16 protein-coding genes are annotated in these 14,033 nt (G+C 54.7%); 3 read left to right on the forward strand and 13 right to left on the reverse strand.

Going from position 1 to position 14,033, the window contains the following annotated elements; all coding sequences use genetic code 11:
• Positions 1 to 68 precede the first annotated feature (68 nt).
• The gene (locus RUM8411_RS08805) at positions 69 to 923 is read left to right on the forward strand and encodes a DMT family transporter (RefSeq protein WP_200818553.1); all 855 of its coding nucleotides are present in this window, start codon (positions 69 to 71) and stop codon (positions 921 to 923) included.
• Positions 924 to 987: 64 nt separating this feature from the next.
• Here the strand turns inward: RUM8411_RS08805 and RUM8411_RS08810 are convergent, their stop codons facing one another.
• Positions 988 to 1,815 (reverse strand): LysR family transcriptional regulator, encoded by an 828-nt coding sequence (locus RUM8411_RS08810; RefSeq protein WP_085822313.1) that lies wholly within the window; start codon positions 1,813 to 1,815, stop codon positions 988 to 990.
• Between the two features lie 81 nt (positions 1,816 to 1,896).
• On the opposite strand from RUM8411_RS08810, the gene RUM8411_RS08815 reads away from it, so the two are divergent.
• Entirely contained in the window at positions 1,897 to 2,883 is a 987-nt protein-coding gene (locus RUM8411_RS08815) for an aldo/keto reductase (protein WP_085822378.1), read from the forward strand.
• Between the two features lie 602 nt (positions 2,884 to 3,485).
• Here RUM8411_RS08815 and RUM8411_RS08820 read toward each other — a convergent pair.
• The 11 genes from RUM8411_RS08820 to RUM8411_RS08870 all read right to left on the reverse strand — a co-directional run bounded on the left by RUM8411_RS08820 (position 3,486) and on the right by RUM8411_RS08870 (position 12,474).
• Positions 3,486 to 3,911 (reverse strand): methylglyoxal synthase, encoded by a 426-nt coding sequence (locus tag RUM8411_RS08820; protein WP_234995180.1) that lies wholly within the window; start codon positions 3,909 to 3,911, stop codon positions 3,486 to 3,488.
• On the reverse strand, positions 3,877 to 4,404 hold the full coding sequence (locus RUM8411_RS08825) for a 2,4'-dihydroxyacetophenone dioxygenase family protein (RefSeq protein WP_085822315.1): 528 nt from the start codon (positions 4,402 to 4,404) through the stop codon (positions 3,877 to 3,879). Before RUM8411_RS08825 ends, RUM8411_RS08820 begins: the two co-directional genes overlap by 35 nt.
• A gap of 12 nt (positions 4,405 to 4,416) precedes the next feature.
• On the reverse strand, positions 4,417 to 5,121 hold the full coding sequence (locus tag RUM8411_RS08830; RefSeq protein ID WP_085822316.1) for an SDR family NAD(P)-dependent oxidoreductase: 705 nt from the start codon (positions 5,119 to 5,121) through the stop codon (positions 4,417 to 4,419).
• A 3-nt stretch (positions 5,122 to 5,124) separates the two neighbouring features.
• The gene (locus RUM8411_RS08835) at positions 5,125 to 6,042 is read right to left on the reverse strand and encodes a sugar kinase (RefSeq protein WP_085822317.1); all 918 of its coding nucleotides are present in this window, start codon (positions 6,040 to 6,042) and stop codon (positions 5,125 to 5,127) included.
• 60 nt (positions 6,043 to 6,102) lie between these two features.
• The gene (locus RUM8411_RS08840; RefSeq protein WP_085822318.1) at positions 6,103 to 7,293 is read right to left on the reverse strand and encodes an L-dopachrome tautomerase-related protein; all 1,191 of its coding nucleotides are present in this window, start codon (positions 7,291 to 7,293) and stop codon (positions 6,103 to 6,105) included.
• A gap of 73 nt (positions 7,294 to 7,366) precedes the next feature.
• Entirely contained in the window at positions 7,367 to 8,017 is a 651-nt protein-coding gene (locus RUM8411_RS08845; protein ID WP_085822319.1) for an RraA family protein, read from the reverse strand.
• Between the two features lie 11 nt (positions 8,018 to 8,028).
• Positions 8,029 to 8,673, reverse strand: coding sequence for a bifunctional 4-hydroxy-2-oxoglutarate aldolase/2-dehydro-3-deoxy-phosphogluconate aldolase (locus RUM8411_RS08850; RefSeq protein ID WP_085822320.1), 645 nt, complete (start codon positions 8,671 to 8,673; stop codon positions 8,029 to 8,031).
• Positions 8,667 to 9,635, reverse strand: a complete 969-nt coding sequence (locus tag RUM8411_RS08855; protein WP_085822321.1) for a C-terminal binding protein — start codon at positions 9,633 to 9,635, stop codon at positions 8,667 to 8,669. The genes RUM8411_RS08850 and RUM8411_RS08855 overlap by 7 nt, the downstream gene beginning before the upstream one ends.
• Positions 9,636 to 9,656: 21 nt before the next feature.
• Positions 9,657 to 10,667: a DctP family TRAP transporter solute-binding subunit gene (locus RUM8411_RS08860; RefSeq protein ID WP_085822322.1), complete on the reverse strand. Its 1,011-nt coding sequence runs from the start codon at positions 10,665 to 10,667 to the stop codon at positions 9,657 to 9,659.
• Between the two features lie 19 nt (positions 10,668 to 10,686).
• Positions 10,687 to 11,973, reverse strand: a complete 1,287-nt coding sequence (locus RUM8411_RS08865) for a TRAP transporter large permease (RefSeq protein ID WP_085822323.1) — start codon at positions 11,971 to 11,973, stop codon at positions 10,687 to 10,689.
• Positions 11,974 to 11,976: 3 nt separating this feature from the next.
• Positions 11,977 to 12,474 carry a TRAP transporter small permease gene (locus RUM8411_RS08870; RefSeq protein ID WP_159453874.1) on the reverse strand — a complete coding sequence of 166 codons (498 nt, stop codon included), beginning with the start codon at positions 12,472 to 12,474 and terminating at the stop codon, positions 11,977 to 11,979.
• A 121-nt stretch (positions 12,475 to 12,595) separates the two neighbouring features.
• Between RUM8411_RS08870 and RUM8411_RS08875 the strand changes: the two genes are divergently transcribed.
• A complete protein-coding gene (locus tag RUM8411_RS08875; RefSeq protein WP_159453875.1) occupies positions 12,596 to 13,261 on the forward strand; it encodes a GntR family transcriptional regulator in 666 nt (221 codons plus the stop codon).
• Positions 13,262 to 13,270: 9 nt separating this feature from the next.
• Here the strand turns inward: RUM8411_RS08875 and RUM8411_RS08880 are convergent, their stop codons facing one another.
• Positions 13,271 to 13,918, reverse strand: coding sequence for a GntR family transcriptional regulator (locus tag RUM8411_RS08880; protein ID WP_085822325.1), 648 nt, complete (start codon positions 13,916 to 13,918; stop codon positions 13,271 to 13,273).
• Positions 13,919 to 14,033 lie beyond the last annotated feature (115 nt).

Consider the following 14,033-nt stretch of genomic DNA (forward strand, 5'->3'; position numbering starts at 1 on the left):
AGACTGCTGACACCCGGTTGGCAACAAGGTCTGGTAATGTTCCATAGTTATAGTCGAAGGTCGAAAGGGTGCAGCAGTCTCAGCATTTGAACGGGATCGTGCTCGTGTCGCTCTCGGCGGTCGTTTTCAGCATGTCGGGCGTCCTGACAAAGATGATCGAGGCAGATGGTTGGACCATTGCCTGTTGGCGTGGTCTGATCGGCGGATTGGCCGTCATTGTCTATGTTGAGGTTCGCCGTGGGGCGACGCCACGAGGCCAAGCATTCCGGCTGGGTTTGCGCGGCTGGATACTTGCCAGTGTCGGCAGTGTCGCCAGCATCACGTTCATCTATTCGTTCAAGCTGACATATGTAGCGAATGTTGCGGTGATCTATGCAACCGCCCCGTTTTTTGCCGCCGGACTGGCGTGGCTGGCCATGCGTGAGACTGCGAAGGGCCGCACTTTGATTGCTGGTATTCTTTCGTTGGCCGGTGTCACAATCATCGTGTCCGGTGGTCTGGGCACAGGCAAGCTGATGGGCGACCTGCTTGCGGTCGTGATGACATTTGGAAACGCAGCTTACATCGTTCTGATCCGGAAATTCGCCGATGTGCCTGTCGTTTGGGCGGGCGGGGCATCCGCCTTACAGCTCTTACTTGTGGGCGCGTTGATGGGTGCGCCTTTGAATGTCACTGCTCAAGATACCGTCTTGTTGATCCTGTTCGGGCTGACTTTCGCTGCTGCCGTAATCCTCTGGACAGAAGGAACACGCCTCACTCCGTCAGCACAATCAGCTCTTTTGGGTGCGGTCGAGATACCTTGCGCAACGCTGCTTGCGTGGGTCGTGCTAAGTGAACTTCCGCATGCAGCCGCAGTTCTTGGCGGGACAGTGATAATGTCAGCAGTCCTGTGGCACACGGTAATCGACTATCGGCAACAATAGAATGTCGACCCGCAGTAGATCGAAAACGCATGTCTGATGTGGTGCTGTCCTTTCGGGCGCTTTGTCACCCTTTTGCACAGGCCTCCGACAGTATTGCGTAGGTACGATCAATGACATGTCGCACCTCTGGCAGAAATCTGTCTTCGTGGTGGGATACAAGCCATTGGTCGTGTTCCAGATCAACAATCAGAGGCGATACCTGCTTAAGCCGTCGCTGCGAGTTCCCGATGAATGTTGGTAAAACAGCCCGGGCAACTCCTGCAGTTGCAAGATCAAGGGCGTTTTGCGGCGCAGTCACTTCAATGGCATCGCCACTTTGTGCGTTTTCCCTCAACCAAATTGCGGAAGGTGTATTGGACAATACCCGCGCCCAGGTCGAAACACTCTTGTCTACGGCATAGACAGCAAACCGAACGCGCCCGGTTTTTCGGCCAGCCAGACTGATCTCTTCCGGCCGATGATTTCGAATGCCAATCGCCGCTTCCCGGTGCCCGATTCTCAGCACGTCTTCCGAGGAAATGAACCGGAGCCGTACCGGTATCGATCCGCAGAGCTTCCCGGCAGCGCCCATCAAAACCCTGGTAACCCAGGTCCCGGCTGAAATCTTAACCAATAGTGGTGCAGTAGCGAGGCTGCTTTCGGTGATAGGCAAGATCCGCGCCTCAATGCTTGCGGCCTTTTCCAGCAACTTTTGCCCGTCTTCAGTCAGGTCATAGCCTCTCGGTTTACGCAGAAACAATTCCGCCCCGAGATTGCGCTCAAGCTCGATCATGCGTCGACCCAGGGTCGGGGCACTTTTGCCGGTCCGCTCTGCTGCTGACCCAAGTCCACCTGCTCGGGCAACGGCAAGGAAAAGCCGCAGGTTATCCCAGTCGAGATCACGTTCATTCATGAAACGATGCTTACATTCTGTGTTGTTGATGAAAAGACAGAGATGGCATTTTTTCTGAAGGGACACATTGGAGGGCCACAGATGAAATTTCTCGAAACCGAAATCTCACCACTTGGCATGGGATGCTGGCCAATTGGCGGCAAGATGTATTGCGGCGAACAATCCCTTGGTTACACCCGTTCAGACGACGATGTTTCCATTCGGACGATCCACGCTGCCTTGGAGGGCGGGATCACTTTGTTTGACACGGCAGCTGCGTATGGCGCCGGGCATTCGGAGCGGTTGTTAGGTAAAGCCTTGAAACAACGGCCCGAGGCTTTGATTGCCACAAAAATCGGCGTCGGGATTGATGAGGCGAACAAACAGATCTCATTCGATCCCTTCACCCCCGATATGGTAGCCCCCGCTGTTGACGGGTGTCTGTCGCGACTGGATCGCGATCGGATTGATCTGCTTCTGCTGCACGTGAACGATATGCCGATAGAAATGGCGGAACCGGTATTCGATGAACTGGATCAGTTGAAAGAGGCCGGGAAACTGCGCGCCTATGGTTGGAGTACCGACTATTCCAGAAGCGCCTCGGCTGTTTCAACGAGAAGCAACTTCGCTGCGGTCGAATACGTGATGAACCTGTTCGTTGACGCGCCGCGTATGCAAAGAGTGGTGCAAGAGAATGGGCTGTTTTCCCTTATACGTTCACCGCTCGCGATGGGTCTGCTTTCTGGTAAGTACGATCAGAACACCGTCATGGCAGCGGATGATGTACGTGCATCGGACGAAGATTGGATGGAATACTACAAAGATGGCAGGGCAAACCCCGATCTCATCCAAAAACTCGACGCGGTCCGAGATTTGCTGACCTCAAATGGCCGAACTCTTGTGCAAGGGGCTCTCGGGTGGATTTGGGGCCAGTTTGACACCTATATTCCGATCCCCGGAGCGCGGACAGAAGAGCAGATCAAGGGTATTGCGGGCGCATTAACCTTCGGTGCTTTGCCTGATGATATACTGAACGAAATTGAGGCTCTGATTCCGCGTGCGCCAAACGAACCAGACCGTCCAAGATAACCTAAAGGACCACCCATCGAAGGTGGATCACAAATGTGCTCGAAGTAGTTTTTGGGCCGTCCTACGATCCGCAAATTCACAGGCGACGTGATTTCGCGACCGTGGCCTATGTCCGGTATCTGGGTTGCACCTGCAGCATCCGCCAAGGCGCCGTGAGTCCGGAATGGGCCGCCCTTAACTGCGCAAGCCAATGTGAAAGTCCATATGCTGCACTGGCTCCGATGGCCGCGAAGAGCCCGACCTGTACTTTGGATTTTTGTGCTGCGCGCGCACGCAGCGGGAAAATCGATGCATTTGCAACTATCCAAGTGCAGTCATGCAGCGGAGGAACCGGCCATCGGTGCAAGGCGCAGCGAGAAAACGAGAGGCAATTCAAAGGTCGCGGGACAAAACGTGCATTTGCTGAGCGACATCATATGGCTAGTTTAGGCGCTCTGAGGTCATATAAGCCATTGGTCATCATCGAAACTTGTTGACCACTGAAATTAAGACGATGGCGGCTGCAAATCCAAAAAATTACCTCGATTGCATGCAAAGACTAATTGGAAATTGCTAAGAATCTCGCGAGTGCTTCGCACGGTTACTCGAGCAACCGCATGCGTTCATGCGCCTGTTTCGCGTTGGGAAAACAAACCCTTCAGTACGAAATTCGCCGTACTTGGACTATGAGCGCAGGGAATGTCATACACAATCGCCAACCTGCTGAGGGCTTTAATGTCGACATCATGAGGCATTGGTGACATCGGATCGATGAAGAAGAACAATGCATCGAGCTTGCCTTCACAGATCATCGCGCCAAGCTGCTGATCCCCGCCCAAAGGACCACTTTTGAGGCAAGTGAGTTTTAACTGTGGTGATGCATCAAGAATTTTGGTCCCGGTCGTTCCGGTTGCGAATAAGTCTGCTCCTTGGAGCAGGGATGTGTTCTGTCGAACCCAGTCTACTAGGTCTGCCTTTTTGGCGTCATGAGCGACCAGAGCCAACCGTAGCGGGCTATCGGATGAATTGCTCGACAAAATCTGCTCCAAGGCCTACCTCTTCATAGTGATTTCGGCACATCTCGATCTTCGTGAAAACGTCCTCATATCCCATCGTCTTTCCCCATGGATCGACGTAGAGCATGACGCCATTGACCTGAAAGTAGGTAATCATCTCACTTACGTCTTCAGGAACGATCAGCGTATGAGTCTCGCCTGGAGGCTCAAAGACGTACCCGCCTTCGCGAGCTTCCCAGTCGTGCTCAAGGTAGTGCCAACGGCCCTTGAGAACAAAGCCATGTACAGGCTGAGGATGGCGATGGCGTGACAGCACCCCTGATTGACGAACCCGCAGCAAGTTCATCCAATAGCCCTGTGAGCGATTGAGACAGAGGGGTCGAAATGAGACGGTTTCTGTTTGCGGTACCCAAACGCGCTCATCGTCGGGAACGGCGTCAGGGATGACTATCTCGTCTTGAGCGTCCTCTGGAAAAGGTAGCTGGTATGGCATCTTGGGGTCTTGATCTTCACCTTGAACCGGCATGGCGCGGCCTCCTTACATTGCTGAATATCCACCATCGACAGGATAAACGGACCCGGTAACAAACGCCGCCTCTTCCGAGAGAAGCCAGGCCACTAGTGCACCAACCTCATTAGGCTGTCCCCAGCGATCAAGCGGTGTTCTGTTCAGGATAGGGCCATTTCGGGTAGGATCAGCGCGCAATTCTGAGGTCATTTCGGTCGCAATCCACCCCGGAGCAACAGCGTTTACACGTATCCCGTCATTGGCCCACTTACCCGCAAGCGCTTTGGTCAATTGAGCCACGCCGCCCTTTGACGCGGAATAGGCGGGTACCAAAGGTCCGCCGAAGTAGCTTAACATCGACGCTGTGTTCACGATGGCACCTTTGGTGTCAGCCAACAATGGTTGGGCTGCAAGACAGCAACGCATGGTGCCGGTCAGGTTCACGTCGATGACCTTCTCAAAGATCTCAATCTCGTACTCTGCGGCTCGAGCCAAAATGCCTGCGCAGTTGACCAAGCCGTCGAGCCGATCCAAACCGGAAAAGAAGGAAGACACCGCTACGGTGTCGCGCACATCCAATTGAGCTGCGCTTAACCCGGCGTTTTGATCGACATAAGCTGCAACTTCGGTGTCATCGACGCCGGTGACGGTCACAGTCCAACCTTTTCGGCGCAGCATTTCAGCTATGCCTGCGCCAATTCCTCGTGTGCCTCCAACAACAACGGCATGCGACATTGATCAACTCTCTTTTGCAAGAAATGCACTAACGGCTTCACGAGTTGGCATAGGTGCAACGGCCCCATACCCCAGTGTTGCCAGTGCCGCTGCACCGTTAGCATAGCGCGCGGCTTCGAAAGGATCATCGCCAGCGACGATGCGGGCCAGGAATGCGCCATCAAAAGTATCGCCAGCTGCAGTCGCGTCAACCGCCGCTACTTCCTGTACCGGAACCAGCTGCCTGTCTTTCTGAGTTGCGACAAGTGTGCCTTTTGCGCCAAGTGTAAGAGCAACAATTTTTGCACCCAGACCCTGGTAGAAATCGACTATCGCGACCGGGTCGTCCAGGCCGGTCAGGTGCACTGCGTCATCCATTCCGGGAAGAGCGATGTCACAATGAAGCATGGCGGCATGCGTCACTGCCCGGGCTCGTTCGATGGGCCACAGTTTCAGGCGCAAATTGGTGTCATAAGAAACCATGCCGCCCGCTTCTTTGACGACTCGAATGGCTTCAAATACTGCGTCAGCGGCGGTGTCTGATATGGCCTGGCTGATGCCCGACACATGAAGGACCTTCGTTGTCCTGAGCGCGTCGAGCGGTAAATCTTCGGGAACAATGCGGCTGGAAGCCGAACCTGCGCGGAAATAGCTGAACTCGTGCCCGTCCTTACCATGAGTTACAAAATAAATGCCCGTATGCGCGTTCGAAACCTGTTGAACAGTAGACGTATCAACGCCTTCATTGGACCAGAGATCCATGAAAGAATTGCCGAATGTATCGTCGCCAAGGTGAGTGAAATAGCCTACGCTTGCGCCCTGTCGGGCGGCAGCTATGGCAGCGTTGGAGGTATCTCCGCCATGGCCCGGCAAGTAGTTTCCATCGGGTTGCTGATTGAACTCCAACATGGGTTCGCCAAAACAGAGAATATCGGGTGTCATGGTTTTCTCATCTTAAAAGGGACCGCACCAATCAAGGTGCGGTCAGTTTGGTCGGGAGAATTATTCGGATGTGTAGCTTTGCCCGACACCTGGAATCTTCCAGATGCGGAAGTTCGGGATTTCGGGATCTTCAAAGTTCATGTCGCCATCGACCCAGACATGCAGGTGGTTTGACACCACATACATCTCGCCATCCGGACCCCACGCAAGGGTGTCGGGCCAGTTCATTTCTGGGTGATGGACGAAACGGCTGACTTGCCTGGTAGACTCATCGAACTTCATAAGGCCATCCAAGGATAGGGCAGTCATGTAGATGTTGCCCGCATTGTCGGCAGTCATGCCGTCGGTGTTGGAAGGCAGCACTGCCGCAACCTCGACCGCATTTTCGATGACAATTTCATTGGCCTCAAAGTCACGCAAAATTTCTGTTGGCAGGCTATAGAGGTGATTGCCGGTCAGGTTGGTCCAATAAAGTGTCTCCTTGTCACCCGACAATGCTATTCCATCGGCGCCGGTGCGCATCCCGCCGTTCTTCAGAACCGGACGGTCGTCGATATTGAAGAAAAAGTTCGGTTCATCATTGGTGAAACGATGCTGATCCAGCACCCTGCGCACTGAATTGGTGTTGCTGTCATAGACAATCAAACCTCCGTGCAGCGGATCGCAAAAAATGCCGCTGTCGGCGATATAGGCAAAGCCCGTGTCGTTATCGACAGCGAGGTCGTTCAGGAAGGAGCATTGACGATCAGCTTCTTCTGCCGAGAAAACGTAACGCTGGACTTCCTTGTTCTCTTTCAGGTCCCAGAGCACGAGTTTGGCGTCACCATCCTCGAACGGAGGGCCTGCCACATGACCTTGATCCAGTATCCACATCACATCGTTGCGGTCGATCTCAAAACCCAGCACGGCTTTCAAACCGTCGGGGTTCGACATGCTGTTGATTTCTTCGGACGGAAATGCCTCCAACTCCCACGTGTCGCCGTTCTTGACCAGCTTCGACACAGTCGATGGAATCTCAGCCCCACCCCAACGGGCAGTAGAGACGTAAATGTTACCCTGACTGTCGACCTTAGCGCCCTGTATCAGCGCCTTGCCAAATATCTCGCTGCCTTCCCACGCAGATTTTGTCGCCTCATCCTTGACGGCGTAGGGCAAACTGTTCCATTCCGCGACAACCTCGGGCCCGTTCGCGAGCGCCGGGGTAGCCAGAACGGCGGTAAGGGCCACCGTGTTGATCACTCTTTTCAGCATGTATTCCTCCCTTGCTGAGGTCTGGTGTTCCGCAGGCTGTTGCGAGCAGCCTGCGGAGCGTTATTGTTTGGGGTTAGATCCGTCCGTATTTCGCGAGACCTTCGCGCAGCGAACCACTTTCAATGATCAGACGGGCTTGTTCAGCCTCGCGCGCATCAATGTCTCGGGCCATCTCCAGAACGGATTCAGCATGCTCGCGCGGGACACAAACGACTCCGTCGATGTCACCGACAATGATGTCCCCCGGATTAACGATGACATCACCCATCGCCACCTCGACATTTGACGCGATGGTTTTTATCCGGCCCAAGGTCGTGCCGGGCGAGACGGTTCTTGCGTAGACCGGGAAATCGAAATCGCGCTTGATTTCTACGAGGTCCCTCACGCCTCCATCCAAAACCGCTGCTTCGTGCTTGTTGGCCACTGCTCCGGCAGCCATCAGGCCTCCCCAAAGAGCAACTTCGGCCTGACCATTGGTGGAAATTACGATAATCGAGCCCGCTTCTGCTTCGTCAATTGCATTCAGGGCATGTTCAGGTGGTAGGAATTCAGCACTGGGCCCCTCAAGAACGGTGACAGCGGGGCCAACGATCTTGGTTTCATTGATCCGCGGTTTGATGCTTTCGGGAAGAAAGCCGGTTTTGCCAGCGACCTTGTCGACGGCGTCGGCAACAGAAGCGGTCGCCACTTCGCGAAATCCGGCTACGAGTTCTTTGATGTCCATTTTGCTATCCTCTAGTTCTTGGTGTCTTGTGAGAAAACGGCTGTCAGGGCCGAGTTGATCTGTTCGACTGCGACGGTGGTGTTGCCGACCTCAAGCGCCGTTGCGGGTAGAAGATTGCCGCCCATGCCAACACACAGGGCACCCGCATCGAGATACGATTTAGCATTCGCTGGTGTTACACCTCCGGTCGGCATCAGAGCCACGTCCGGAAACACTGTTTTCAGAGCTTTCAAATAGCTGGGCCCACCAGCCGCTTCCGCAGGAAAAACTTTGACCAACGTGGCCCCGCTACTCGCGTGATGTAGAACCTCGCCGGGTGTCATGGCGCCGGGTAGGTATGGAACCCTTGCGTCCAGAAGGGCGCGCGCCACCTCGTCGCTCCAACAGGGCGAAACGACAAATTCCGCACCAGCAGAGATTACTTGCTCGACCTGTTCCGTTGTCAGTACGGTACCGGCCCCGACACAGATCGACGGAAACCTGCTGCGAAAATCTGCGATAATCCCAGCGGCATCAGGAACCGTAGTCGTTATTTCCAGAGCTTCGATTCCTCCAGCCGCGAGAAGCTCGCAGGCTTCAAGCGCGACTCCTGGATCGTCGTGGCGGATGACTGGAACAACCCGCGCTGATCGGAGGGTAGCAACAACGTCTACCATTTGTTCACCCAATGCTCTGGTTGCTCATCACTCAGAACCTTGGAGATTTCGCGCGCCGCGCAGCGTTGCAGCATTACGACGGACCGCTCCGAATACCAAGCAGCGTGGTCCGAAACGATGGTATTGGGCGCATAGAGTAGCGGGTTATCCCGGCTAACAGGCTCCTGCTCGAACACATCGATTCCTGCGCCGAAAATCCTACCGTCATGCAACGCTTCAGCCAGGGCGGTTTCGTCCACCAATCCCCCGCGAGACACGTTCACCACGATGGATGTGGGTTTCATCATGCCGATGCGCTCAGCGTTGAGAATGTGCCGGGTTTCCGAAGTCAGTGGCGCGTGAAGGCTGATGACGTCGGCAATACCGCACAATTCGTCCAATTGAACCTGCTCAACACCGGCCATCCGTGCCGCTTCCTGCGGCATATACGGGTCCGATACCAATACACGGGTGAAACCGAGAGCGCGAAACTTGCGCGCTACTTCCAGCCCGATTTTGCCACAACCGATTAAGCCCAGAACACCGTTTTCGCGGTTTGGAATTACAGCAGATTGCCCAATGCCCCATTCGCCTCGACGCACCTCTGCATCGCGCGACGGAATTCGTCTTTGCACTGAAAGATACAACGCGACTGCGTGTTCACTGACTTCGATTTCAGCGCCGTAGTCCGGTACGTTTGCTACGAAAATGCCGCGTGATCGAGCGTGCTCCAGATCAACATTGTCAACGCCCACTCCGTAGCGGACGATGACCTTTAGATTTGGGCAGGCGTCAATCACCGTCGCATCCACAGTCCGTTCCCTTACGAGAATGCCAACTGGATCCAACGCCTGCAAAGCCGGGACCGCCTCAGTTTCCGGCGCGACCGGTGCGATCTGAACGTCCTGCTTGGCCAACACCGAGGCTTCGGTGTCATAGGCGGCGTAGCCTGGTTCAAGAATGGCTATGGTCTGGCTGGTCATGTGACGGTCCCTCGGCATGAGTTACTGCGCTTTGTAGGCTTCGACGGCAGCGTCGAGGCGATCTGGCCAATCCGCTCCAATCTCACCCACGATGTATTCGCGCACAGCAGGCTGAGCGGCAGCACGGAACATGGCTTTCTGCTCGGGGCTGACAGGCACCACCTCCATGCCTTTTTCCGACAAGATCGCGGTGGCGTTCGCGTCCTGTGCAGCGGTCATGCCACGGTGGATTGTTTTTGAGATTTCCACGCACTGCTCAACGGCACTTTTCTCGTCATCATTCAGGCTCTGGAAGAACGCGTCCGACATCAGGTAGGCGTGCCAGCTGAACACGTGTCCATCCAGCGAGACGTATTTCTGGTGCTGGTAAAGTGAGGCGTTGACGATGTTGGTCACACCGTTCTCCTGGCCATCCACTACGCCTTGCTGCAAGGCACCTGGCAGCTCAGGCCACGGAACGGGTGTTGCCGACGCACCCAAGCTTTCCACCAGGGTTACCCAGACCGGAGCGGTCATCACACGCATCTTCAGGCCTTCCATATCGGCAGGCTCGGCCACGGGTTTTACGTTGTTGGTGAAATTGCGCACGCCATTGTCGGCCACACCAAAGTTGCGGATACCGGTTTGGGCCAGCATGTCCTCGGCCAGCGCGTCACCGAATTCACCGTCCATGACCGACCAGGCCATGGCTTGATCGTCGAACAGGTAGGGCATTGCCAGAACCGAGAACGGTTTGTAGACGGCAGAGATTGGACCGTCGTGGATTGCGGCCATCTGGACCGTACCCAGTTGAAGACCTTCCATGATCTCAGAACCACCGCCCAGCTGCGATGCTGGGAAGATCTGAACGTCAATTGAGCCCGATGTCTTACCCTCGACACAGGCCTCAAAAGCCAGCGCAGCAGCATGCTTTGGAGAACTGAGATCGGCCGCCTGGAAGTGAGCATATTTTAGCTCTTTGGCTGAAGCTGCTCCAGCAGCGGTCATTGCGACAACAGCAGTTGCCGTCATCAATTTCGACATGGTTTTCATGAGGTACCTCCCTTTCATGTCAGTTCGCAAATCCAAAAGAGTTGGGGATGAAAGTGCTCACGCCCGGCACGAGAATGACCAGAAGCAGCACGATGAGTTCGGCCAACAGCAGCGGCAGGACTGCCTTTGAAAGCTGTTCGATTTTCAGTTGTCCGACCGTTGCGATGACAAACAGAACCGGGCCGACCGGGGGGGTGATCATGCCGATGGTCAGGTTCAGCACCAGCATCATGCCGAATTGCAGAGGGTCGATACCGGCAGAGTAGGCGATGGGCCCAAGGATCGGCGTCAGAATGATCAGTGCGGGCAGCGTGTCGATAAAGAACCCGCAGATCAGGGCGAACCCGGCTAGAATGAATAAGATGCCTAGACGGCTGTCGGTGATCTGAGTGATGACCTTCGCCAGTTCCTGTGGGATCTGAAGATAGGTCAACAACCAGGCGAAGATTGATGCCATTGCGACAATCAGAAACACTGATGATGTCACCACGGCAGCCCGCACAAAAGCAGCATAGAGCGTGCGTAAGGTGAAAGCCCGCAGGAGAAAGCCCAGAAAGAGCGCATAGGCCGAAGCCACCGCACCGGCCTCGGTCGGAGTGAAGACGCCGAACAAGATACCGCCCAAAATGATCGCTGGCATAATCAGCGCCGGGATAGCCGAAAGGGTTGCACTGCGCAGTTCCGACATGGTGGCGCGATGCTCGCGCCCGCGATAGCCGTACTTCGTTGACACGACATGGTTTGCGATGGCCAGCGAGACGCCCAGCAAAACACCCGGCACGATCCCGGCCAGAAACAGCCCTGCGACCGTTACACCATTGGTCGAGATGGCAAAGATCACGGCCAGAATAGACGGCGGGATAATCGGCCCGATGGTGGCTGTGGCGGCGGACAGGGCGCCTGCGTAGTTCTTCTCATACCCGGCTTCGCGCATCATCCGCATTACGATGGCCGAAGGACCGGCTGCATCGGCCAATGCCGACCCGCTGATCCCGGCAAACAGCATCGAAACCAGAATGTTCACATGACCCAGGCCACCGCGCACATGCCCGACTAGCGCGTTGGCAAACCGCAGCAACGCATTCGTCAGACCACAGGCCGTCATCAACTCGGACGCGAGGATAAAGAAAGGCACCGCCATCAGCGGGAAACTGTCGATCCCGGCGAACATGCGTTGAGTCGCGACCAGCGGATTCAAGGACCCGTCAATAAAGATCGCAGAGATTCCAGCGATCCCCATGGTGAAGGCCACCGGGACACCCAGAAAGAGCGTCGCGAAGAAGAGGATGATAAGCGTTTTTGCCACGGCTTAACCCTCAGCCTCATCGCTAACGCCATATTCGAAGTCCTGTGCGACGAAGCGTTTTGCAAAAAAGGTCAGTTGGATCAGGAACAATGCACACCCAATTGGGATCGCCAGATAAGGAATGCCGCGTGAAATGCCGGTGGACATGGTTTCCTTGTCCCATCCGAATTCGACGAACTGGATGCCCAGCCAAAGCATCGTCGCCATAAAGCCGAACATGACGATCACGATGCCCCAGCGCAAAATCCGGGCCAAGAATTCGGGAAGAAGATCAGGCACGGTGGTAATTGCGACCAACCGCCCTTCGCGTAAAGCGAGACCCGCGCCACAGAAGGCACCAAGGATCATCAAGTGCCGCGCGACTTCTTCGACCCATGCGAAGGACGCTCCGAACCCGTAGCGTCCAACAACATTGGCAAAGACGATTGTAAAAACTGCTGCCAATGCGACCGCAACCAAAGCCCGGTTAGTGGCTACAATCCATGTCTCCAGCTTCTCCACTTGCGTCCTCCCAACGCTCTCGTCATGGGCAATATAACTGGCATACAGTATGCTAGCTGTCAACACTACCACATTGTATGCTAGATGTTTTGCTGTTATCTTTCAGCCAGAGGAGAGCGCAATGAATTCATTCAACAGGCCAAAATCATTGACAGAATTGGTGACGGAGAACTTGAGAGATCGTATTGTCACCGGGGAGTTTGAGCTCGGTGATCAGCTTTCCGAAGCGCGAATCGCCAAGGATTTGAACGTAAGTCGCACACCTGTTCGCGAGGCCATCAATCGCCTCGAAATGGAGGGACTACTGGTTGTGGAACCACAGCGCGGATCGTTTGTTTTTAGTCTGGAGTCCAGTGAACTGGCAAAGCTGTGCGATGCGCGCGTTTGTCTTGAAAGCACCGCGCTTTCACAAGCAATCAAGGAACAACCCAGAGAGTTGCATGAAGCTCTTAAAAGCTGCACCGAACGAATGACCGCTGCTAGAGAGGCTGAAGACGACGCCGAATACCTGGCCCAAGACACGGTATTTCATCAATGTCTGTTTGATTGGGCTAACAACAGGTTTCTGAATGATGCCTATCAGACGATCGCACTGAAAATGGCGGCGGTCAGAAATCGATTGGGGCGACACCAAGAGCACATGGCAAAGTCATATATAGAGCATGTCCAGATGGTGGACGCCGTCGAAAGGCGCGATGCTGAGAGCGCACTGGAAATCCTTCGCTCACATATCGACCGTAAAGAAGGCTCATATTGGAATGACGCCACAGTTGGTGTGATCAAGTAAAGATTGGTTTCATTGATTGAGACCGGCCATGAGCTGCTGAAATTTCTCACCTTGAACGGTGACATGGTTTCGGAGTGTCGTGGCCGCAAGTTCGGCATCGCCAGCTTTGAGCGCATCAACGATAGCCTCGTGCTCCGAAAGTGACTGAGTCATGCGTCCTCTAAAGCGAAGTTGGACACGCCGATATGGCTTCAATCTGTTTTGGAGGCGAAGGGCTTCTCTCTCCAAAAAGGAATTAGTCGCACCGCGATAGATCTCTTGATGAAAAGCCTCGTTCTCCAAATAGTATCCGGCAGAGTCATCTCGATCGACTGCATCCCGGCATCGTTCGTTGGCTCGCGCGAGACGCTCCAAGCCTTCATCTGACATTCTGGCCGAAGCGAAACGACCGCACGCGGCTTCAAGTTCTGCCATTGTTTCGAACATTTCCAGCAACTCGACAGGTCCAGGTTGACGAACGAAGACACCCCGGCGGGGTATTTGTTCCGCCATTCCAGACAGGACTAGCTTTTGGAGGGCTTCTCTTATCGGAGTACGAGAAACACCAAATTGATCGGCCAGCTTGATTTCATCCAGACGGTGTCCGTCTTCATATTCGCCTTTAAATACAGCCTCTTCCAGCGTCTCGGCGATTTGATCAGCGCGTTTTAACTCCATGCCAAAAGCATACTATAGAACTGCATTCGGACGCAATATCGATATTCTTGTATACAAGAACGTTGACTTTGAATGCGAGATATACAAACATGGGTTATCTGCCCGACTCGTTTCG

Source organism: Ruegeria meonggei, from assembly GCF_900172215.1.
Taxonomy (GTDB): Bacteria; Pseudomonadota; Alphaproteobacteria; order Rhodobacterales; family Rhodobacteraceae; genus Ruegeria; species Ruegeria meonggei.